At 60.2% G+C, this 19,796-nt stretch carries 16 protein-coding genes and 2 pseudogenes; 15 read left to right on the top strand and 3 right to left on the bottom strand.

Features of this window, described 5'->3' with window-relative positions:
- From P3T22_RS17990 to P3T22_RS17945, 10 genes and pseudogenes are all read left to right on the top strand, one after another.
- Positions 1 to 3,267 (top strand): efflux RND transporter permease subunit, encoded by a 3,267-nt coding sequence (locus tag P3T22_RS17990; RefSeq protein ID WP_429325671.1) that lies wholly within the window; start codon positions 1 to 3, stop codon positions 3,265 to 3,267.
- A 12-nt stretch (positions 3,268 to 3,279) separates the two neighbouring features.
- A complete protein-coding gene (locus P3T22_RS17985) occupies positions 3,280 to 3,897 on the top strand; it encodes a TetR family transcriptional regulator (RefSeq protein ID WP_429325670.1) in 618 nt (205 codons plus the stop codon).
- Between the two features lie 120 nt (positions 3,898 to 4,017).
- A complete protein-coding gene (locus tag P3T22_RS17980) occupies positions 4,018 to 5,106 on the top strand; it encodes an HlyD family secretion protein (RefSeq protein WP_429325669.1) in 1,089 nt (362 codons plus the stop codon).
- On the top strand, positions 5,103 to 6,683 hold the full coding sequence (locus P3T22_RS17975) for a DHA2 family efflux MFS transporter permease subunit (protein WP_429325668.1): 1,581 nt from the start codon (positions 5,103 to 5,105) through the stop codon (positions 6,681 to 6,683). Before P3T22_RS17980 ends, P3T22_RS17975 begins: the two co-directional genes overlap by 4 nt.
- A 30-nt stretch (positions 6,684 to 6,713) precedes the next feature.
- Positions 6,714 to 8,315, top strand: a complete 1,602-nt coding sequence (locus P3T22_RS17970; protein WP_429325667.1) for an efflux transporter outer membrane subunit — start codon at positions 6,714 to 6,716, stop codon at positions 8,313 to 8,315.
- 295 nt (positions 8,316 to 8,610) lie between these two features.
- Positions 8,611 to 8,775: pseudogene (locus tag P3T22_RS17965) on the top strand (NAD(P)/FAD-dependent oxidoreductase); the annotation flags it as partial.
- A gap of 81 nt (positions 8,776 to 8,856) precedes the next feature.
- On the top strand, positions 8,857 to 10,122 hold the full coding sequence (locus P3T22_RS17960) for a leucine-rich repeat domain-containing protein (protein ID WP_429325666.1): 1,266 nt from the start codon (positions 8,857 to 8,859) through the stop codon (positions 10,120 to 10,122).
- 1,392 nt (positions 10,123 to 11,514) lie between these two features.
- Complete coding sequence (locus P3T22_RS17955) at positions 11,515 to 11,865, top strand: HU family DNA-binding protein (protein WP_429325665.1); 351 nt, start codon at positions 11,515 to 11,517, stop codon at positions 11,863 to 11,865.
- A 202-nt stretch (positions 11,866 to 12,067) separates the two neighbouring features.
- Positions 12,068 to 12,274 carry a hypothetical protein gene (locus P3T22_RS17950; protein ID WP_429325664.1) on the top strand — a complete coding sequence of 69 codons (207 nt, stop codon included), beginning with the start codon at positions 12,068 to 12,070 and terminating at the stop codon, positions 12,272 to 12,274.
- Between the two features lie 174 nt (positions 12,275 to 12,448).
- Positions 12,449 to 12,889: an SET domain-containing protein gene (locus tag P3T22_RS17945; RefSeq protein WP_429325663.1), complete on the top strand. Its 441-nt coding sequence runs from the start codon at positions 12,449 to 12,451 to the stop codon at positions 12,887 to 12,889.
- On the opposite strand, the gene P3T22_RS17940 is transcribed toward P3T22_RS17945, so the two are convergent.
- Both P3T22_RS17940 and P3T22_RS17935 read right to left on the bottom strand, forming a co-directional pair.
- Positions 12,862 to 13,056, bottom strand: a complete 195-nt coding sequence (locus P3T22_RS17940; RefSeq protein ID WP_429325662.1) for a hypothetical protein — start codon at positions 13,054 to 13,056, stop codon at positions 12,862 to 12,864. The genes P3T22_RS17945 and P3T22_RS17940 overlap by 28 nt on opposite strands.
- Before the next feature lie 32 nt (positions 13,057 to 13,088).
- Entirely contained in the window at positions 13,089 to 13,985 is an 897-nt protein-coding gene (locus tag P3T22_RS17935) for a LysR family transcriptional regulator (protein ID WP_429325661.1), read from the bottom strand.
- Positions 13,986 to 14,101: 116 nt separating this feature from the next.
- Between P3T22_RS17935 and P3T22_RS17930 the strand changes: the two genes are divergently transcribed.
- The 4 genes and pseudogenes from P3T22_RS17930 to P3T22_RS17915 all read left to right on the top strand — a co-directional run bounded on the left by P3T22_RS17930 (position 14,102) and on the right by P3T22_RS17915 (position 18,249).
- The gene (locus P3T22_RS17930; RefSeq protein WP_429325710.1) at positions 14,102 to 15,379 is read left to right on the top strand and encodes an MFS transporter; all 1,278 of its coding nucleotides are present in this window, start codon (positions 14,102 to 14,104) and stop codon (positions 15,377 to 15,379) included.
- A gap of 31 nt (positions 15,380 to 15,410) precedes the next feature.
- Entirely contained in the window at positions 15,411 to 16,313 is a 903-nt protein-coding gene (locus P3T22_RS17925) for an amidohydrolase family protein (RefSeq protein ID WP_429325660.1), read from the top strand.
- An 89-nt stretch (positions 16,314 to 16,402) separates the two neighbouring features.
- Positions 16,403 to 16,825, top strand: a pseudogene (locus tag P3T22_RS17920) (isocitrate lyase/phosphoenolpyruvate mutase family protein); the annotation flags it as partial.
- A gap of 50 nt (positions 16,826 to 16,875) precedes the next feature.
- Positions 16,876 to 18,249, top strand: coding sequence for an MFS transporter (locus tag P3T22_RS17915; RefSeq protein ID WP_429325659.1), 1,374 nt, complete (start codon positions 16,876 to 16,878; stop codon positions 18,247 to 18,249).
- Positions 18,250 to 18,400: 151 nt separating this feature from the next.
- Here the strand turns inward: P3T22_RS17915 and P3T22_RS17910 are convergent, their stop codons facing one another.
- Positions 18,401 to 19,135: a TetR/AcrR family transcriptional regulator gene (locus P3T22_RS17910; protein ID WP_429325658.1), complete on the bottom strand. Its 735-nt coding sequence runs from the start codon at positions 19,133 to 19,135 to the stop codon at positions 18,401 to 18,403.
- Between the two features lie 70 nt (positions 19,136 to 19,205).
- Between P3T22_RS17910 and P3T22_RS17905 the strand changes: the two genes are divergently transcribed.
- Positions 19,206 to 19,787, top strand: coding sequence for a hydrolase (locus P3T22_RS17905; protein WP_429325657.1), 582 nt, complete (start codon positions 19,206 to 19,208; stop codon positions 19,785 to 19,787).
- Positions 19,788 to 19,796 lie beyond the last annotated feature (9 nt).

Raw genomic sequence — 19,796 nt, 5'->3', positions numbered from 1 at the left:
ATGTCACGTTTCTTTATCGATCGGCCTGTCTTTGCCTGGGTGATTCCCATTCTGATCTGTTTGTTCGGTGCGATCTCGCTGCAGCACCTCGGGGTTGATTCTTATCCGGACATTGCTCCACCCCAGGTGACCGTGACGGCGACCTATCCGGGCGCAAGTGCCTCGACGATGGAATCAACGGTTACGCAGGTGATCGAGCAGCAGCTGACCGGCATTGATAACCTGCTGTACTTCAGTTCGGCATCCAATGGCAACGGGACGGCCACCATCACGCTGACCTTTGCGCCTGGAACCAACGCGGACATTGCACAAGTGCAGGTACAGAACAAGGTGGCGCTCGCGCAACCGCTACTGCCGTCCGAGGTGACGCAGGAGGGCATCGTCGTGGCGAAGGCGAGTCCCGACATTCTGATGGCCGTCAGCTTGCAATCGAGCAACCCTGCCGTCGATACGGCGCGCTTGAGCGACATCATTGCCTCGCGGATACAGCCCGTCGTTGGCCGTATCAGCGGCGTGGGCAATACTTTCATGCTGGGCTCGGAATACGCTTTGCGGATCTGGCTCAATCCCGACAAGCTGCAAGGCTATGGTCTCTCGACGTCGCAAGTGATGAGCGCCGTCCAGGCTCAGAACGCCGAGTTCGCCACCGGTTCGGTCGGCGCGGATCCTGCGGTCAATGGCCAGGTCTTTACGGCAACGGTATCGGGCGACAGGCTGTTTTCCTCGCAGCAGCAGTTTCGCGACATCATCCTGCGGACGAATACTGATGGCAGCGTGGTTCGCCTGAGCGATGTCGCGCGCATCAGCTTCGGGGCGCAAAGCTACGGCACCTCCGCCTCATACAACGGCAAGGCTGCGGGCAGTCTCGCCGTCTACCTGCTGCCCGGCGCGAATGCGCTCGACGTGGCTAAGGCCGTCAAAGCCGAAATGGCGACACTGTCTCGCGATTTCCCTCCCGGCGTCACATGGACCGTGCCGTACGATACGACGCCGTTTATTACGGCCTCGATCACCGACGTCGTACATACGCTCGTCGAGTCGATCATTGTCGTGTTCTTCGTGATGCTGCTCTTCCTGCAGAATGTCCGGGCCACCATCATTCCGACGCTCGTCATTCCGGTCGCGTTGCTCGGCACGTTTATCGGCCTGGCGGCGATGCACTTCTCGCTGAATCAGCTCAACCTGTTCGGGATGGTTCTCGCCATCGGCATCGTGGTGGACGACGCGATCGTCGTGATCGAGAACGTCGAGCGCCTCATGCGTGAGGAAGGTCTCAGTCCGAGAGCGGCCGCGCGTAAGGCCATGGGCCAGATCTCGGGGGCGATCGTCGCGATTACGGTGGTGCTCGCTGCGGTGTTCGTACCGTCCGCGCTGCAGCCGGGCGCGACCGGCATGATCTATTCACAGTTCGCGTTGACCATCGCCGTATCGATGGTGTTCTCGGCGTTCCTCGCGTTGTCCTTCACGCCATCGCTGTGTGCTGCGTTCCTCAAGCCTTCGCATCATGCAAGCTCGAACGTCGTCTTTCAATGGTTCAACCGCGGGTTCGACCGGTTCGGCGCCTTATACGTGGGCAGCGTCGGCCGGATTGTCCGACGCACGCCGCGCTGGATGATTCTGTTCGTCACCCTTTCCGCATTAGCCGGCGTTCTTTACACGCGCCTGCCGACGGCGTTCGTCCCCGATGAGGACCAGGGCTTCATGCTGGCGGTTGTCAATCTGCCTTCTGGCGCGACGCTGTCGCGTACCCAGGAGGTCATGGACGAAATCGGCGGCAGGCTCAAGAAGAGCCCGATCGGCAAGGATATCGATGGCGTCCTGGCATTCCAGGGCTTCAGCTTCGTCGGCCAAAGCGAAAACGTCGGCATGGCGTACATCAAGCTCACCGATTGGAGCAAACGTTCGCAAAGCGCGATGCAGTTGATCCCGCAGGCCAACAAGATAGTGCACGGCATCGACGGCGCGAGGATCTTCATCGTCAATCTGCCCACCATACGTGGACTGAGCCAGTTTGCCGGCGTCGATATGTACCTGCAGGCGCGCAACGGCCAATCGAGGGCCGAGCTCACGCAGGCGGAGGGCAAGTTGCTGGCGGAGGCGGGCCAAAACCCGAAGCTTTTTGGCACTCGGCCCAACTCGCTCCCGGAGGCACCACAGCTTCAGCTGGCCGTGGACCGGGTTCAGGCGCAATCGATGGGGCTGTCGTTGCCTGATGTCTATAACAGCATTCAAATGGATCTGGCGCCCGTCTACGTGAATGAATTCACGTACGACGGACGTGTCAAGCGCGTTTTCCTCCAGGCTGATGCGCCGTTCCGGATGGGGCTCGACGCCCTGGGGCACATCTACACTCCGAGCGGCGTGACGGGCACGTCGTCTGGTTCCAGCGGCGGCGCTGCCGGCGTGAGCGGTGCGGGAACATCGCCGAGCGGTGCGTTGAGACCTGTCAATCCATCGGTGAGCAACAGCGCCATCAGTCCGTACAACATGGTGCCGCTCTCGAGTGTGGTGAAGGCAAAGTGGGATGTCGGCCCACAGGCGCTCTCGCGCTACAACGGCTATTCGGCAGTCGAGATCGTGGGCATGCCGGCGCCAGGATACTCCACCGGCGAGGCGATGCGGATCCTCGACAACATGGTCGGCAACTCGCTGCCGGCAGGCTTTGCCTCGGATTGGACCGGGCAGTCCTACCAGGAAATCCTGGCGGGGAATTCGGCGATGGCGTTGATGGCGTTGTCGATTGTGGTGGTGTTTCTTTGTCTGGCGGCGCTTTACGAAAGCTGGTCCATCCCCGTTGCGGTGCTGTTGACCGTGCCGCTGGGCCTTCTCGGAATGTCGGTGTTCTGCCATCTGTTCAAGGTGCCCAACGATATCTACTTCAAGATCGGCATGGTCACGGTGATCGGGCTTGCCGCAAAGAACGCGATTCTGATCATCGAGTTCGCCATCGACGGCCAGGCGCAGGGCATGACGCTTTTCGAGGCGGTCACGGATGCGGCGAAGCAGCGTTTCAGGCCCATTCTGATGACGTCGATGGCTTTCATCGTCGGCGTGGTGCCACTTGTCCTGTCCAGTGGCGCGGGTGCCGCGTCCCGTCATGAGATCGGCACGGGCGTGATCGGTGGCATGTTGTTTGCCACGTTCTTCGGTCTCCTGCTGATTCCGATGTTCTACGTGACGGTGCGGCGCCTGCTCGGCGACAAGCTCGATGAAGTGACGCGTAAGTTGCGTCATGTCGAGAGCGCCGATACGGTAGCCGATTCCTGATGACGGTCGGCAATGAAGCGCACCAGGAGAGAAGCGCTGGAAACGCGAGCGCAAATATTGAAGGCTGCAGAACAGGTCTTCGTCGAGCGTGGCGTGTCGCGCGCCTCTCTCGCTGAAATTGCAGGTATGGCAGGCGTCACCCGTGGCGCCGTCTACTGGCACTTCAAGGACAAGATGGCGTTGCTCGAAACCTTGTTCGAGGATGCTTCGCTGGCGGACGACCCGTTTGTCATGTCATGGTCCGAGGGGGAGCGCGATCCGCTCGGGCACCTGGAAAGAAAGCTGGCCGGGCTTCTGGCCACGGTGCTATCGGCCGGTCCCTCGCGGAGCCTTTACTCGATCATGCTGATGCACTGCGAGATGTCCACTGAAACCGAATGGATCTGGAGTCGCTTGCATGCCATCTGGCGCTGCGCCGAGCACCAGATGGCACGCGCCCTGAGGGCAGCCATCGCTCACAACCAGCTGAGTGCCGAGCTGGACCCATACCTCGCGGCAACGTTTATTCACTCGACCGTGACAGGGTTGATCATCAGAAGTCTGCGCGAACCGCCGCTGGCCGCAACTAAAGCCGTCGCGAGGCTGATTGCTTCGCAAATTCTGTCGGGGATTAAAGGCTCCGCAAGGTGACATCCGGGTAGCCGGCTAGTGCGGTGGCGCTGACCACATTATTTTCACCCGCAATGAAAGGCAGGGGTGCGGGAGCTTGCAGTGGGCGCAAGCCGGCCCCTCAGAACAGGAGTTGTACTCATGACCGATGTACAGACGAAGGAGGACATTCAGGCGCAAGCCACTCGCGCGCCTCGTTCCCGCAAGAACAAGATCGTGGTTGCGGCGATAGCGGGTGGCCTTCTGGCTGCCGGGGGCATCGCGTACTCCCTGCTGGGCGGCAACGACGTTTCGACTGACGATGCCTACACTGACGGGCGGGCGATCACCGTCGCACCCCACGTAGCTGGCTATGTCGCTGCGCTCAACGTGACCGATAATCAGTTCGTCCGTCAAGGACAGGTCCTCCTCCACGTTCAATGCACCGACTACATCGCGGCGCGCGCTCATGCGCAAGGCGATCTCGAATCGACTGAAGGGCAGCTGGCTTCAGCACAATCGGAGCTGGAGCTCGCGAAGATCAATTATCCTGCGCGGTTCGTTCAAGCGCAGGCAGCACTTGCCACGCGGCGCGCCAACCTTTTCAAGGCACAGTCGGAATTCCTTCGTCAGCACGAAATCCCCAATGAGGCCACAACATCGCATGACGTCGACTACGCTACCGCTGACCGGAACGCGGCTGAATCGCAAGTCGAAGAGGCCCTCGCACAGAAGCGCATCGCCGAACCGGTCGACCTGAACATTGCTGACACCGAGGCACACGTCAAACAGCTTCAAGGTGAAGTCAAGCGAGGTCAGGCCGATCTCGAACGGGCAAACCTCAATATCGACTGGTGTGACATCCGGGCGCCGCAAGACGGATGGGTGACCAAACGGGAAGTGGAGAAAGGGGACTACGTTCAGGTGGGACAGCAACTATTCTCCATTGTCAGTTCCGAGGTCTGGGTTACGGCGAACTTCAAGGAAAACGAACTTACGCACATGCGTCCCGGGCAGCACGTATCGATTGCCGTCGATGCATATCCGAATCTGAAGCTGAAAGGGCATCTCGATAGCATTCAGCTCGGTTCAGGCGGCAGGTTTACCGCTTTCCCAGCCGAAAACGCCACGGGCAATTTCGTCAAGATCGTTCAGCGGGTCCCCGTCAAGATTGTGATCGACTCGGGCATGGATCCAAACCGGCCCCTTCCTCTCAATCTCTCGGTCGTGCCGACGGTGGAGTTGCGATGAGCACGGTCGTACAAGCCCAGGCCGTGACCTGGAAGCCGCGGGCCAACCCATGGTTGATCGCGGTTGTCGTGACGATTGCCGCGTTCATGGAAATCCTCGATACGACGATCGTCAATGTCGCCTTGCCTCATATCGCGGGCAGTCTGTCGATTAGTTCCGACGACGCAACCTGGGCGCTTACGTCGTACCTGGTCGCCAACGGCATCGTGCTCACCATCTCAGGATGGTTAGGAACAGTGTTCGGAAGAAAGCGATACTTCCTCATTTGTATCGCGATGTTCACGGTTTGCTCGCTGCTATGCGGCCTTGCGCAGAGCTTGCCGCAACTGATTGTGTTCCGGCTGCTGCAAGGCTTTTTCGGGGGCGGCTTGCAACCGAATCAGCAAGCGATTTTGCTGGACTCGTTCGAGCCCGAAAAACGCGGGGCAGCCTTTGCGATTACGGCGATTGCAACCATTGTGGCTCCCGTGCTTGGTCCTGTCCTTGGCGGGTATATCACGGACCACGCCTCGTGGCGTTGGATCTTCTTCATCAACATTCCGGTAGGCGCATTCGCCTGCTTTGCAGTTGGCGCCCTCGTGGAAGACCCACCGTGGGCAATCAGGCAGCGGCGATCAGTCGATTACGTCGGTTTGTCGTTGATTGCGCTCGGCCTTGGCTGTCTGCAGATCATGATGGACCGCGGCGAAGACGAGGGATGGTTCGGGTCTCCACTCATCTTTCGATTGGCACTCCTTTCGGGTATTGGTATCTCAGGCGCCGTCATCTGGTTGTCGAGCGTAAAGAAACCCGTCGTCGATCTGCGCGTGTTCAAGGATCGAAACTTCGCAATCAGTTCGATCCTGATCATCGGCATGAGCGTCATCCTGTATGGGACGTCGGTGCTCATACCGCAATTTGCCCAACAGACGATCGGGTACACCGCAACCTGGGCCGGGCTTGTCCTCGCGCCCGGAGGCGTGGCGATCTTGCTGCTGATCCCCCCGGTCGGTCGCCTGATGAAGGTGGTTCAACTGCGCCATGTCATTGCGATCGGTTTTGGCGTCATGATGCTCGGGCTTTGTTATAGCAATACGCTGACACCTTCCATCGATTTCCGCACATTGGCGATCATGCGTTGTGTTCAGAGCGCTGCACTTGGATTCCTGTTCGTCCCAATCAGTATGATGTCTTATCACAGTATGCCGAAATCGTTGAGTGCGGACGCAGCGGCACTGTTCGTGATGCTGCGCAACGTGTTCGGTTCAATAGGTATTTCAGCCTGCACCGCGCTCGTCTCGGAACGCATGCAGGCTCGCCAGGCCCATCTATCGACATGGTTGACACCCTTCAATAAGTCATTCAACGAACTCGTCGCCCGGAACGAGGCGGCACTCCGCTCTCTTGGCTGGGCCGCAAACACCTTGCATGACGAAGCGGTCTCGCTTGTGTTCAACAACCTCAAGCTCCAGTCTGCCGTGCTGGCGTATGCCGACGTTTTTATCTATGGCGCTGCCCTTGCTGCCGCGATGATTCCGCTAGCGATGCTGCTGTCGCCCGTCAAAGATAGCGGCAAGAAGTCCATGCCGATGCATTGATGGCATGTTCTATTATCGAGAATCGACATCATGAATTTACGTAAAGTTCAAATAGTCGCGGCGGTCATGTTGCTCGCCGGATGCACAGTCGGCCCCGACTTTACGCGGCCGGAAGCTAAGCTTCCGACGAACTGGTGCTCTTCGGCGTGTGAGCCGACCAGGTGGGAACCGAGTCGCGTGACATCGGAGCCGGTCACTTCGGCCTGGTGGACCTCGTTCAACGATCCTGAATTGGTGAAACTGGAGGACGCTGTTGCTAACGCTAACCTCGATCTCAAGGCCGCATCGCTCAGGCTTGCCGAAAGCCGCGCGACGCGCACCGTCACGGCAGCGGACCGGTATCCATCCGTTGAGGGCAATGCTGGCGTAACCCGCGAGCGTACGAGTGCCAATGGCGTATTGAGTTCCGCGGGCACGCTGGCTCACGCGCCCAATGCGGCGACGGCCGCAAACGGGAGCGGCGTGGCGGTGACGCCCAATCGAAGTAGCGATGCGTCGCCCTTTAACGTCTTTCAGGCCGGTTTTGACTCGTCGTGGGAACTGGACCTCTGGGGCCGGGTGCGCCGCGAGGTCGAGGCTGCCGACGCCTCCGTCGATATTCAGGCAGATGCACGTCGCGACCTGTTGCTGTCGACCCTGGCCGAAGTTGCGCGCGACTACATCCGGCTACGCGGCATTCAATCCGACTATGCCATTACGTTCGAGAACCTGAACGCCGCCAAAGACATTGAAAGGGTCACACGCGAGCGGAATGCTCACGGACTCGCGACCGAGTTGGATATCGCTCAAGCAGGGTCCGAAGTATGGAGAGAGGCCGCTCTTGTCCCTCAACTGAAACAGCAGGAGGAAGAGACCATCAATCGCCTTGGCTTCCTGCTTGGCGAAGCCCCTGGTGCGCTGCGAGCTGAGCTTGAATCCAACAAGTCGGTGCCGCCAACGCCGCCGGTGGTCCCCACCGGCATCCCGTCCGAACTGGCGCGACGCCGGCCGGACATTCGAGAGGCGGAGGCAGCCCTGCACCAGGCAACGGCGAAGGTTGGTGTCGCACAGGCTGACTTCTATCCGACCATCACACTCTCCGGCAGCGCGAGCCTGCAGGCATTGCAATTCAGTCAACTGGGAGATTGGGCCTCCCATCAGTTTGCAATTGGTCCATCGATCAATTTGCCGATCTTCGAGGGAGGGCGATTGAAGGGTGCGCTGAACCTTCGCAAACTTCAGCAGCAGGAAGCGGCAGTCAATTATCAGAGTGTCGTGCTCTCGGCCTGGCACGAAGTTGATAATGCGTTAACCGCGTATTCGTCGCAGCAGCTCCGTCGCAACGAACTGGAAGCAGCCGTCAGGGACGATAAAAGGGTACTCCGGCTGGCTCAGGCCCAATACGTAGCCGGTACAGGCTCATTTCTTCGGGTGCTCGATGCGCAGCGGAGCCTCCTTGCGGGGCAACAGGATTTGAGTGACAACGTCACCGATATCTCCACGACGCTGGTCGCTCTATACAAGGCACTTGGCGGCGGGTGGGAATCGACATATCCCGAAGCGGTTTCTGTGGATATGACGCCGTCTGCTACCGAAACTGCAGCCGCAGTCTCCGGCGATCGGACAAGTGCTGTCCCCCCAAACGATCGCTAGCAGAACCAGTCGTAAGCGAGCATCTCGGTGAATCCGTGAGTGGCCGTTGTATCCTGCGAAAGCTGCCGTCGGGGCGGGGCGATTCGCAGGTCGGCTTTGGGGTCGAAAGTACCCAACCGGTAAATGTGTAAGCGGCCGTTCGCAGCAACTGATTGGCGAATGGCTGGTCAGTCGCCCATAACGGCCACCTCGACACCGGCGAGCGAACGTCGGCAATGGCCGAGCAGCCGACAAACGCTTCCGAGGGCTCTCGCACCTGCATTTTCCGCCAAACGCCCACTCAACGTGATAAGGAGCGGGCTATCCGAACAAGCAGAAGCTGATCCTCTCCGGATTTCACGAGGCTTCGCTTGCCCTTCGCAAAGCCTACAACTACGCGTTCCCGGACAAGAAGCACGTGCACATTCATTCGAGCTACGACGCCAGGCTGGCAGAACGTGTCGCTGGCTCTCACGCGTAGCGCGAAGAGCGACGTTGCCTGGGCGGAATGCGCCCCGCTCTTCGTGTATAAAGGAGGAAGCCTGTACTACGGGAGCCCGCCGTGCCCGAAACCCCGCCGTCAACCACGAACTCAACCGCTGAAGGTCCGAACCCGTCCTTGTCGCGAATCATCAAGCCGTGGGCCATCGGCGGCGCAATCGTGCTGTTGCTCGGCATTTTGCTGCTGATCTTCAACCCGTTCCACAAGAGCCCGGATGAACGGGCGCTGAGCGAACTGGGATTCATCAAAGGCACCTGCAACGACAGCGACGCGTCGACAGCCACGCCCGACTCGGAATGCTTGGCGTTGCGGGCGAAACCGACAATGACGGCATCTCAGGTCGCGGCCGCTTTGCCACATCTAAAGAATTCCGACCGCAAGATCGAACTGAATCTGGGAGGCACCCAGATCGATAACCTCGATTCGCTGAAGGGACTGGACGATCTGGAATCGCTTGACCTGACGGACACGCCCGTCTGGAACATCGACGCCCTGAAGGAAATGCACTCGCTGAAAAGGCTCGTGCTCCATCGCACCGAAGTCGAAAACATCGCCGCGCTAAAAGGGCTGCCCGGTCTGCAATCGCTGAACCTCTGGGATACCCGCGTCTCGAATCTCGACGCGCTCAAGAACCTGCGCGATCTGCGAGAACTCGACCTGCGGGATACACAGGTTCGCGATCTCAATCCGCTCGAAGATTTGCCTCATCTGGAAACGCTCAAACTCGGGGGCGCGAGGAACGTCCGGAATGTCGACGCGCTCAGCCAGCTCGCCTCCTTGCAGACGCTCGATCTCAACGAAACCCAGGTCGACAGCATCAGTGAGTTGAAAAAGCTCCGCGGTCTGCAAGCGCTCTATCTAGCGAACACGCCGCTGCGAGACATCGACGCACTAAAAGGAATGTCTTCGCTCAGGACGCTCGTGCTGGACGGCTCGAAGGTCGATGATATCGACGCGGCGCAGGGCATGCTCCAGCTGAACACGCTGGTGCTCGCTCGCACGCAAGTGACGAACATCGATGCATTGAAGGGGCTCACCCGTCTGCAAAGGCTCAATCTCGCCGACACCCGGGTCGAGAACGTCGAGGCGCTGACAGACCTGAAAAGCCTGCGAATGCTCAATCTCTTTCGCACCAGGGTTCGAAACATCGATCCACTGCGAGGTTCGACCGGTTTGCAGGAACTCTACCTTGCGAACACCCCTGTCGAAGACGTCGACGCGCTGAAAGGGCTCACTGGCCTGCGAGAGCTCGTTCTGTATGGCACCCAGGCCAGGAACGTCGACGATCTCAAAGCGGCGCTTCCAAAAACGCGAATCGTGTGGTGATCATTCGACATTATTTCAACAGGTGCGCCAGGTCAAACAGCAGCGTCCCAGATTTTGATAGTCCTTATCCGACGGCACGCGACAACTGACGTGCGCTTGCAGCGAGATTGAATCTCAAGCTCACGGCAGCGCAGTAGCTTCTAGGGAAACCGGTTTTGCGTGCGCGAGGCTGACCCGTTTCATACGGGTTCGCGGGTAGCGTATTGCGCGGCGATCGGCATCGAGGTATTGCGCTCCCGGGCAACGCATGAAGCGGATCATAGGAAGCAGGTGACGGCCAGTCATGGGAAGCGGTCTGTTATAAAACGATGCGCGCGCATGTGGGCGGGACGGCTATTGCCGAAAAGGGGGCGGCCGCGGATCCAGCAGGCGCCGTTTGTGGTCAGGGCTACGTTACCGCTGTTCACGCCCAAAAAGTCGCTCTGATCCTTGCGGCGATAACGCGGGTTATCTCGGCATTGATGAGTCATCAAATGCATTCCTAACAATGGCCTGTCAGGAGAGGGGGCGGTAGCGGTGGGTGGCTCCAAAGGCGCGAACCTGCGGGCCGTGATCGTTGGAAGCCCTCGGTCGAAACGAATGCGGCCGCTGCACGCACGGGACTGCAGAAGTTGTGCAACGGAAGCGAATTTGGTGTGGCCTATCGATGCGGCCGACTTCAAATGAAGGCCCGGATAGTCAGAGCTATCATACCGCTTCATTTGCGGATACAACGGCGTGCAGGGTGTACATCACCGCTCACGCAACTAAATTTGTGTCTAAATTTCAACTAATTTTGTCACTACCCGAGCACGTTGCCATCCGGTGCGCCGTTACATGGTCGCGCCGAATGAACAGGTCCTCGACCTTGCACATGGCGACCGTTCTGCGGGCCGTCACCGTTCATTGAGCTACAACTTTTGTTGAAACCGCGCGTCGAGTTACACCTTTAGTTGTCGACGTCGACGCGAGAGTTACAACATTAATTGAAATCGGATGCAACCTCTGTGCCTTGCTGGTCAGGGGTCTCCGGAGGATTTCGAGCCACGCGTCGATAGTTACAACATTAGTTGTGCGAGCGGATGCGTCGCCGGACTGGCGGCCAGCATGACGTCGCGGTACGCGACGGGCGATCTGGGCGCGAGGCCAGACGTGACCGGAGTTGCGGGCGCGCGGGCACGAGCAGCAGAATGTCGCTGAGCAGACCGAGGTGTGGTCGATGGTCGCGGCCGGCCGATCCTCGGGGAAGCCCAGCCCTCCGGCGCAGAACCTAGGCCGTTGACCTTTCGCGGTCAGCGTCCCTGACCTTGCATGTGCCATTTCATCAGGCGGTTCAACAGGCGCGCGCCGAGACGACAGGAGAAGACGGGCCGGCAACGGTGTGGACCGGGGGCGTGAAATCCGTCCAGTTGCGTGCCGATTGCGCGGAGGCGCGCCGATCGGGTAGGGTGTCGGCATCATCATTCACTCAACGAGGAAAAAACAATGAACAAGCAGGAACTGGTGGATGCAGTCGCCGCGAAGACCGGAGAAAGCAAGGCCGCGACGGGTGAGACGGTTGACGCGGTGATCGCGGCAATCACTGGCGAGGTGACGAAGGGAAAGACGGTGCAACTGATCGGCTTCGGCTCGTTTTCGACCGGTGCGCGTGCCGCGCGCGTCGGTCGCAACCCGGCCACCGGCGCCGAGATCCAGATCCCTGCGGCGAAGACCGTCAAGTTCACGGCGGGCAAGGCATTCAAGGATGCGGTGAATGGCGGCTGAGACCAGGCACAAGCCGTCGGCCGGGTTCCTCCCGGCCGTACTCAGTCGGCCACGTCGCCCCTACCGCTGGCGGGCGACAAGGAGGGGACGTGATTGCGCATAGAGCCTGGACCTGCGCAAGTCGGCCTGGTAGCATCGGTGGCGAGATGCCGCGATGTACCGCGGCCCCTGCGATTCGCTGCATGTCTCTATAGACAGCCGTATGGAAAAGAAACGATTGCGGATCAGGCGGGCAGCCTTGTGTCCACCCATCGGTGCGCTGTTGCGCTACCGGACGCGCATCGTGCGCGTTGTCGCGGAAGCGCGTGGACAGCGCGCGATGATCGAGTCTCTCGATACTGCGGGCAGATCCTTTGTCAGCACTGTGAAGTGGAACAGCCTGTGCGAGCTCGGCGCCCAGCTGTTCTAGTTCGGCACTTTCTCCGGTCGGTCGCGCTGGCAACCTCAGGCTGGTTTTGACAACCTGAACTTCCAGCTTCATTCCACGACCGATGCCGCCCTGACGCAAGTAACGCATCACGTCGGTGTGGATGCGGATTTATGCCTTTTCTATACTGGCGCGCATATCAGTCGAGGTAACAGTATGCGGCGTGTGATCGTCCGGCGATCGTCAGTTCACGGCAAGGGTGTGTTCGCAGCGAGGCCGCTTGCAGCCGGCGAGCGCGTTCTTGAGTACAAAGGCGAAATCACTTCGTGGCGAAATGCGGTGCGTCGTCACCAGCGTGAAGGCGTCGAAGGACATACGTTTCTTTTCGGAATGTCGGATGGCCGCGTGATCGACGACAGCCGCGGCGGCAACAGCGCGCGCTGGCTCAATCACGCGTGCGCGCCCAACTGCGAGACCATTGAAGACGATGGCCGCATTTTCATCCACACGCTCCGGTCGATCGGAACCGGTGAAGAACTGTTCACTGAATATCTGCTCGCCACTGACGATCCGCTGGATGAAGACGTCCGGGCGCAGTACGCATGCCGGTGCGCCACGGCGGACTGTCGTCACTCGATGCTGGCGGACGCTGCGTGAACAGGGTGGCGGAGGAGGTAGTGGGCAGCATCGCTATCCCGAAAGGCGGCGAGGGCTCGAAGCGGGGGAATGATGGATTTGTCCGGATCGGTGTGCACGTGGTTTTTCATCTCGATTGCTTCCTCCACCGCGATTTCGATGTCGAACCGCAGGTCGCACACCTCCATGCGACGAACGGCTCATTGGCGCCGAAGTGGCATCAGGTCGAGAGATTCGGACGAAGCAACGATGCGAACTTATCTGCGAGGGCCGGCTTTGAGCGGTGCGGCCAGATGGCACTCAGCTCGAAGAACGGGAGCGCGGCGCCATCGCGGACCTCGCACAGTTTGACGCCAGCAAACTGAATGGCCTGCACGGACTGCGGCAACAAGGACGCGCCGCAGCCGGCGGCGACGCAGGCTAGCACCGTGAGCGAGCGGTTTGCGTGCTGGACGACGTTCGCTTCGCATCCTGCCTTCCTGAAGGCGCTCAGGATCCCCGCTCGAATCACGGGAAGCTGATCGTGCGGAAACCAGACGAGCCCCAGGTCGGCGAGCTCGCGCAGACTCACCTTGCCGTCTTCCGAAACCGGATGTGCGAGCGGCATCACCGCGAGCATCCGCTCCCGGGCGATCAGCTTCTCGCGCATCTTGCCTCCCACAGCCACCGGCGTATGGAGCAGGCCCAGATCGATGCTCCCCTCCTCGAGTGCGGCGGCCTGCTCGGCGTTGCTCATTTCTTTCAACACCAGCTCGACGCCGGGCACCTGGGCCCGCAGCTCTGCCATCGACCTCGGCAACACGTCGAACAACGCCGTGGAAGCGAACCCAACCGTCAGCCTGCCGCCGAGCTTGGCACCAATGTCCCGGGCCCGCTTTTCTGCGGCGTCGATACGCGAAACGCCGAGGCGAATGTCGTCCACGATCGCCGCGCCAGCGGTGGTCAGCGCGGCGCCACGCCGCGTGCGCTCGAATAGTTTGACGCCGAGTTCGCGCTCCATGCGGGTAATCGCCTGGCTCAGGGCCGGCTGAGCAATGCCCAGCGCCTGAGCGGCGCCCGTCACGCTTCCCGCGTCCGCGACCGCCAGGAAGTACTTGAGGTTTCGCGCAGATTCCATATTGTCGCGTTATGAATAAAGATCGTTTCCATAGTACCCGCGATCATCCACGCATCCTAGACTCCCGGAAACGATCGACATATCAAGGCGAAATACGCCCGACAAGGAGACAGACTATGCGCTGGTACGAGGAAATCTCCCGAGCGGAGAAGCGAGCGCTGTGGAGTTGTTTCGCTGGCTGGGGACTGGACGGCATCGATACGCAGTTCTTTAGCCTCGTCATTCCGACGCTCCTGGCCACTTGGGGCATCGGCAAGGGCCAGGCCGGTTTGATCGGCGGCGCCACGCTGGTCGCGGGCGCGCTTGGGGGACTGTTGGCAGGCGCACTTTCCGACCGGATAGGGCGTGTCCGCACCCTGCAGATTACGGTCATCTGGTTCTCGCTCTTTACGTTTCTGAGCGCTTTTGCGCAGAACTTCGAACAGCTCCTCGTACTGAAAGCCCTGCAAGGTCTGGGTTTCGGCGGTGAATGGACGGCTGGCGCCGTGCTGCTGAGCGAGACTATCAATGCCAGGCATCGTGGAAAAGCCATGGGCATCGTGCAAAGCGCGTGGGGATTTGGCTGGGCGGGAGCCGTCATCCTTTATACGGTCGTCTTCTCATGGGTTTCTCCCGAATGGGCGTGGCGCGTACTGTTTGCTGCCGGAGTGCTGCCAGCGCTGCTCGTCATCTATCTGCGCCGCAACGTCGAGGAGCCGGCACGAGACCGGAGTCATGCAAATGGCATCGGCGACAAGCAGGGTTCCGTCCGCACCGCAGCGGGCATCTTTCATCCATCCATCATTCGCACGACAGTCGTCGGTGCCTTGATTGGACTAGGTGCCCATGGCGGCTACCACGCAATCACGACCTGGTTGCCGACCTACCTCAAGACTGAGCGCCATCTGTCCGTGCTTGATACCGGCGGCTACCTCGCGGTCGTCATCGTTGCGTTCATTCTCGGCTGCTTCCTGAGCGCCTGGCTTCAGGATCGGATAGGCCGTCGCCGCAACGTCATTCTGTTCGCGATCTGTTGCGCCGTGACCGTCAACATGTACGTCTTTTTGCCGATCGGCGACACGGCCATGCTCATCCTGAGCTTTCCGCTCGGATTCTTCGCCGCCGGGATTCCTGCAACGCTTGGCGCGCTCTTCAACGAGCTGTACCCCCAAGCGATCCGGGGGACGGGTGTCGGATTCTGCTACAACTTCGGGCGCATCGTTTCCGCAACTTTCCCTGTGCTGATTGGGCACATGAGCAACTCCATGCCACTCGGCGCGGCGCTCGGTATCGACGCGGGAATCGCGTATGGCTTGGTCGTGCTCGCCGCCTTGCTGCTGCCCGGGTCGACCAGAAAACGCACTACCGGACCTGCGGTCGTCGTCTCCGAAACGCCGGTGCCGTCGTCAAAGTAACGTGTATTCAACAGACGGAAAACCAGAACCCATGAGCACTCTCGACCTCAGTACGACCGATGCGGCAATACACGCTGCCGACGCAGGGGCAGGCGTGCGCGAGTGGCTTCGTGACCCAACGCCTCGTGTTACAGCTGTCGATTCCCATGCGCACGTGTTCGTGCGAGGGTTGCCACTCGCGCCGCAGCGGCGCCACGCACCGGACTACGATGCAGCGCTGGATACATACGTTAGGCATCTCGCCGGGAATGATGTGTCACACGCGGTTCTCGTGCAACCCAGTTTTCTCGGAACCGACAACTCGTTCTTTGCGGCGATATGTCGAAAGTATCCGCAACGATTTCGCGGCGTCGCAGTAGTCGCCCCAGCCGTGTCAGACGAAGAGCTGGAGTCACTTGCCGATGCTGGCGTAGTCGGCATGAGGCTGAACCTTCTGGGGCTGCCGCTTCCAGACCTTCGACGCGGCGATTGGCGGCGTCTTCTCGCGCGCGCCAATAGTCTGCGATGGCACGTCGAGGTGCACCGTGAGGCGAGAGATTTGCCCGTGGTCGTCAGCGAACTGCTCGCGCAGCGATGCACGGTGGTCGTCGATCACTTCGGCAGGCCCAATGCGGAAGCCGGGGTATCGGATCCTGGGTTCAGATATCTGCTCTCGATTGCCGATACCGGCAAGGTGTGGGTGAAGCTGTCGGCCGCTTATCGAAGCTCGCGGGGCGACGGCGGGCTTGACCTTGGAGAGGAGCTTACCCCCCTGCTGCTGGAGGCTTTCAGTGCCGAGCGCCTCGTCTGGGGCAGCGATTGGCCGCATACCGAGCATCAGGACTTAATTGACTATGCAGCGTCGATTCGCGCGCTAGCGACCTGGGTTCCGGAGGAGTCGACCCGACTGGCGATTCTCAGCCGGTCAGCCAGAGAGTTGTTTCGTTTCGGTTAACGCGGCATGCGCCGTCAACCGATTCACTACCGATTGAGGACGGCCCTATGAACTCCACTACCGCTTCTCGGCGATTGGCATTTCGCCAACAGATCGACGCGCGCACCGACGTCGCTGCCGTGCACGGTATCGACCACGCCATCGAGTGCGGTCATCGCTTCCTGGAGGCAGGAGCCGACATTCTGTTCATCGAGGCGATGGAAGCGATATCGGATGTCGAGCGATTGCCTGCTCTCTTCAAGGCGCCGGTGCTGATCAACATTGTCATCGGTGGGAAGACCCCGGTTCAGAGCCGCGAAAGACTGGAGCGGCTCGGGTACGGCCTGGTGCTCTATGCGAATGCTGCGCTGCAGGGCGCCGTGCACGGCATGCAGCAGGCGCTCGGCCAATTGCAACCGGAGGGCCAGCTCGACGAGGATCCGACGATTGTCGCTCTCTTCGGCGAGCGCCAGCGGCTCGTCAAGAAGCTAATGTACGACGAGCTCGATGCACGATACAAGGACGCCGATTGACCGCGACGAATACCCACTCCCAAAAAACGAACGACGTAGGAGACATCGATATGGCAAGGATTCCCGATCACGTTTTGCAACAAGGCCCGGCGATCGCCGGTTCAGAGGCAGAGGAGAAACGCACCGAGGCAGTGCGCCTGCGCTCATTGATCGGCGCGCTCATGGGCAACCTGATCGAGTGGTACGACTTTCTCGCTTACAGCGTATTCTCCATCTATTTCGCTTCGTCGTTCTTTCCGAGTGACAACGCCACAGTGCAGCTGATGAACACTGCCGCAATTGCTGCGGTGGGGTATGTTGCCCGACCTCTTGGAAGCTGGTTGATCGGATTCTATGCGGACCGCCTGGGTCGCAAGCTGGCTCTAACGTGGTCGGTTGCAGGGATGTGTTTCGGGTCGCTGATTGTCGCTGTAGCTCCGGGGTATCAAACCATCGGCGTATTTGCCCCTGCGCTGCTTATTGCAGCACGACTTCTCCAAGGTCTAAGCATGGGAGGTGAATACGGTACGAGCGCAACCTATCTGAGCGAGGTGGCGCCTGCCAATCGACGCGGGTTCTATCTCGGCTTTCTGCAGGTCAGCGTCGTCGCTGGACAGCTTCTCGCCCTAGGCCTTATGTTGCTCATGCAACGACTGCTTTTCACTGCGGATCAGATCGAGCGATGGGGGTGGCGCATTCCATTCGTCATCGGCGGTCTTCTCGCACTTTTCGCCATGTACATGAGGCGTCATGTCAGCGAAACACAGGCCTTCCGGGACGGCCGCCGGGGATCGTCACCGCCCGTGGTTCGTCAGCTGATTCAGCATTGGCGCAACATTCTGCTCGCGATCGGCATCACGGTAGGTGGGACGGTTGCCTTCTACACGTTCACCGTCTACATGCAGAAGTTCCTGGTCAACTCCGCCGGGTTGAGCAAGGAGAACTCGACGCTCATCACCACTGGCGCGCTGCTTTTGTACCTGCCGCTGCAACCGTTGTTCGGTCTGGTGTCGGACTTGATCGGGCGTCGACCCGTTCTGATCTTTTTCGGTTTGAGCTGCACGCTGTTCCCGGTTCCGCTTTTTGAGGCTCTCAGCCGCACGAAAAGCACGGTGATGATGTTCATGCTTTGTTTCGCGGGGCTGCTCATGTTGAGCGGTTTCACTTCCATCCACATGCTGGTGAAGACGGAACTTTTTCCGGCGCGGATCAGGGCACTTGCGGTTGGGCTCCCCTACGCGCTGACGACCGCGATCCTCGGTGGCACGACGGAACTTGTCGCGTTGCGGTTCAAGGCATCAGGCCACGAGTCGTATTTCTTCTGGTACGTCACAATCTGGGCCGCCATTTCCCTGCTCGTCTATCTACGGATGCCTGAAACCCATGTCAGGCGAGCGGGGGCGAGTCCGGCGCGCCGTGCTTCGTCGAACCAGGGCGATTCCTGAAGCTGCCGCGCAAAAAAATGGCTGGCGTGAGTGGGTCGAACGTTTTCACCGGGATGCGCCGCGTTCAAACGGCTGTGAAAGCATCCAGGTGCATGCCGCCCGACGTGTTCGCCGCTCGGCGACGTGATGACGGGCAGGGCAGCAACAGCAGTCACGTCGACATGCCGGACTTGCCATTTTTCTTCGGAACGATGCTGTTGCCCGAAGCGGAACGCTCCTTGCGTGCGGCGCCTCGTTGCGCTGTGCCGGCATGTCCACCACGCCCGGATTCCATCACGTCCTTGAGGTAGTGCTCTACCACGTGCTGGAACTCCAGCATCGCCGCGTGATGGTCAACCACGCTCTCATCGTGGCTCAGCGTGACGGCAGCTTTCATAAGGTGCTGGACGACGACGGCCCGGAACAAAGCTTCTTCCACGGAGAGTCGCGGCGCGAGGGCAGCCAGCACGGATGCGATTCCTTTGCGCAATCTTTCGCGCACTCCGGTGGCGCCGGGCAATACGACATCAAGAGCGTCGACCAGCCCCACGAAAGCGGGGTGCGTCGTGCGAAACGCCACGAATAACGTCGTCAGCCGGCCCGCAACGACCGATACGTCAAGAAAGGGCACCTTCTCGCTCAGCTGGCCGAACGCGGCCTCAAGCTCGTTCACGTACTGCTCGATTAGCGTAACTGCGACCTGCTCTTTCGTTGGAAAGAACTGGTAAAGCGAACCGATCGACGCCCCCGCGCGCGCGGCGATCGCTGTCATCGTCGTTGCTTCGTACCCTTTTTCGGCGAATTCCGCACTTGCGGCTTCCAGTAACGACGCCACCCGCGCATGTCCGCGGGCGCGGCGCGGCGCCTTCGCTTCGCCCGTATTCGGCGTTGACTTTTGTGAGGCCATTCTCATATACTGTTTGTGAGCACCCCCTCACAATACACCAGCGGCTCGCCGCTTTCAACGGAAGACCATCATGTTGCAAAAACTTGACCCCAAGACTACCGCTCTCGTTCTGATCGATCTTCAGGAGGGCATTCTCGGATTCGGGAAAGCGCCTCGCCCAGCCGCAGCCGTGCTGGCTACCTCGGCAACGCTCGCAAAGCGCTTCCGGGAAGTGGACGCGCCGGTCGTCCTGGTCCGGGTGGGCTGGAGCGCCGACTTCGGCGATGCACTGAAGCAGCCCGTCGATCAGCCCATCGTGCTTCCCCCCGGCGGACTGCCCTCGAACTGGTGGGACTTTCCCGCCGAACTGGCGGTGGAGGAGCGCGACATCAAGATCACGAAACGCCAATGGAGCGCTTTCTACGGTACCGAGCTCGACCTGCAATTGCGGCGTCGCGGCATCGAAACCATTGTGCTCGGCGGGATTTCGACGAACATCGGCGTCGAGTCGACGGCTCGCGCCGCGCACGAGCACGGGTACTCGCTGGTGCTCGTCGAGGACGCAATGAGCTGCGGCGCGCCCGAGCATCACCATGCGTCGCTGAATTTCGTCTTCCCGAGGCTCGGTCTCGTGCGGCAATCCGAGGACGTACTCGAGGCGCTCGCAGGCTGATGACGCGAC

It is taken from the genome of Paraburkholderia sp. GAS348 (genome assembly GCF_050434205.1).
Taxonomy (GTDB): Bacteria; Pseudomonadota; Gammaproteobacteria; order Burkholderiales; family Burkholderiaceae; genus Paraburkholderia.
The sequence above is the reverse complement of the archived record's forward strand: the minus strand, read 5'-3'. Positions and strand labels throughout refer to the sequence as shown.

What these genes read in the sequence shown, in the direction of transcription:
- P3T22_RS17935 (WP_429325661.1), bottom strand. Translation starts at nt 13,985, where the DNA reads ATGGAATCTGCGCGAAACCTCAAGTACTTCCTGGCGGTCGCGGACGCG.
- P3T22_RS17905 (WP_429325657.1), top strand. Translation starts at nt 19,206, where the DNA reads ATGTTGCAAAAACTTGACCCCAAGACTACCGCTCTCGTTCTGATCGAT.
- P3T22_RS17985 (WP_429325670.1), top strand. Translation starts at nt 3,280, where the DNA reads ATGAAGCGCACCAGGAGAGAAGCGCTGGAAACGCGAGCGCAAATATTG.
- P3T22_RS17910 (WP_429325658.1), bottom strand. Translation starts at nt 19,135, where the DNA reads ATGGCCTCACAAAAGTCAACGCCGAATACGGGCGAAGCGAAGGCGCCG.
- P3T22_RS17925 (WP_429325660.1), top strand. Translation starts at nt 15,411, where the DNA reads ATGAGCACTCTCGACCTCAGTACGACCGATGCGGCAATACACGCTGCC.
- P3T22_RS17975 (WP_429325668.1), top strand. Translation starts at nt 5,103, where the DNA reads ATGAGCACGGTCGTACAAGCCCAGGCCGTGACCTGGAAGCCGCGGGCC.
- P3T22_RS17990 (WP_429325671.1), top strand. Translation starts at nt 1, where the DNA reads ATGTCACGTTTCTTTATCGATCGGCCTGTCTTTGCCTGGGTGATTCCC.
- P3T22_RS17930 (WP_429325710.1), top strand. Translation starts at nt 14,102, where the DNA reads ATGCGCTGGTACGAGGAAATCTCCCGAGCGGAGAAGCGAGCGCTGTGG.
- P3T22_RS17970 (WP_429325667.1), top strand. Translation starts at nt 6,714, where the DNA reads ATGAATTTACGTAAAGTTCAAATAGTCGCGGCGGTCATGTTGCTCGCC.
- P3T22_RS17945 (WP_429325663.1), top strand. Translation starts at nt 12,449, where the DNA reads ATGCGGCGTGTGATCGTCCGGCGATCGTCAGTTCACGGCAAGGGTGTG.
- P3T22_RS17980 (WP_429325669.1), top strand. Translation starts at nt 4,018, where the DNA reads ATGACCGATGTACAGACGAAGGAGGACATTCAGGCGCAAGCCACTCGC.
- P3T22_RS17915 (WP_429325659.1), top strand. Translation starts at nt 16,876, where the DNA reads ATGGCAAGGATTCCCGATCACGTTTTGCAACAAGGCCCGGCGATCGCC.
- P3T22_RS17950 (WP_429325664.1), top strand. Translation starts at nt 12,068, where the DNA reads ATGGAAAAGAAACGATTGCGGATCAGGCGGGCAGCCTTGTGTCCACCC.
- P3T22_RS17940 (WP_429325662.1), bottom strand. Translation starts at nt 13,056, where the DNA reads ATGGAGGTGTGCGACCTGCGGTTCGACATCGAAATCGCGGTGGAGGAA.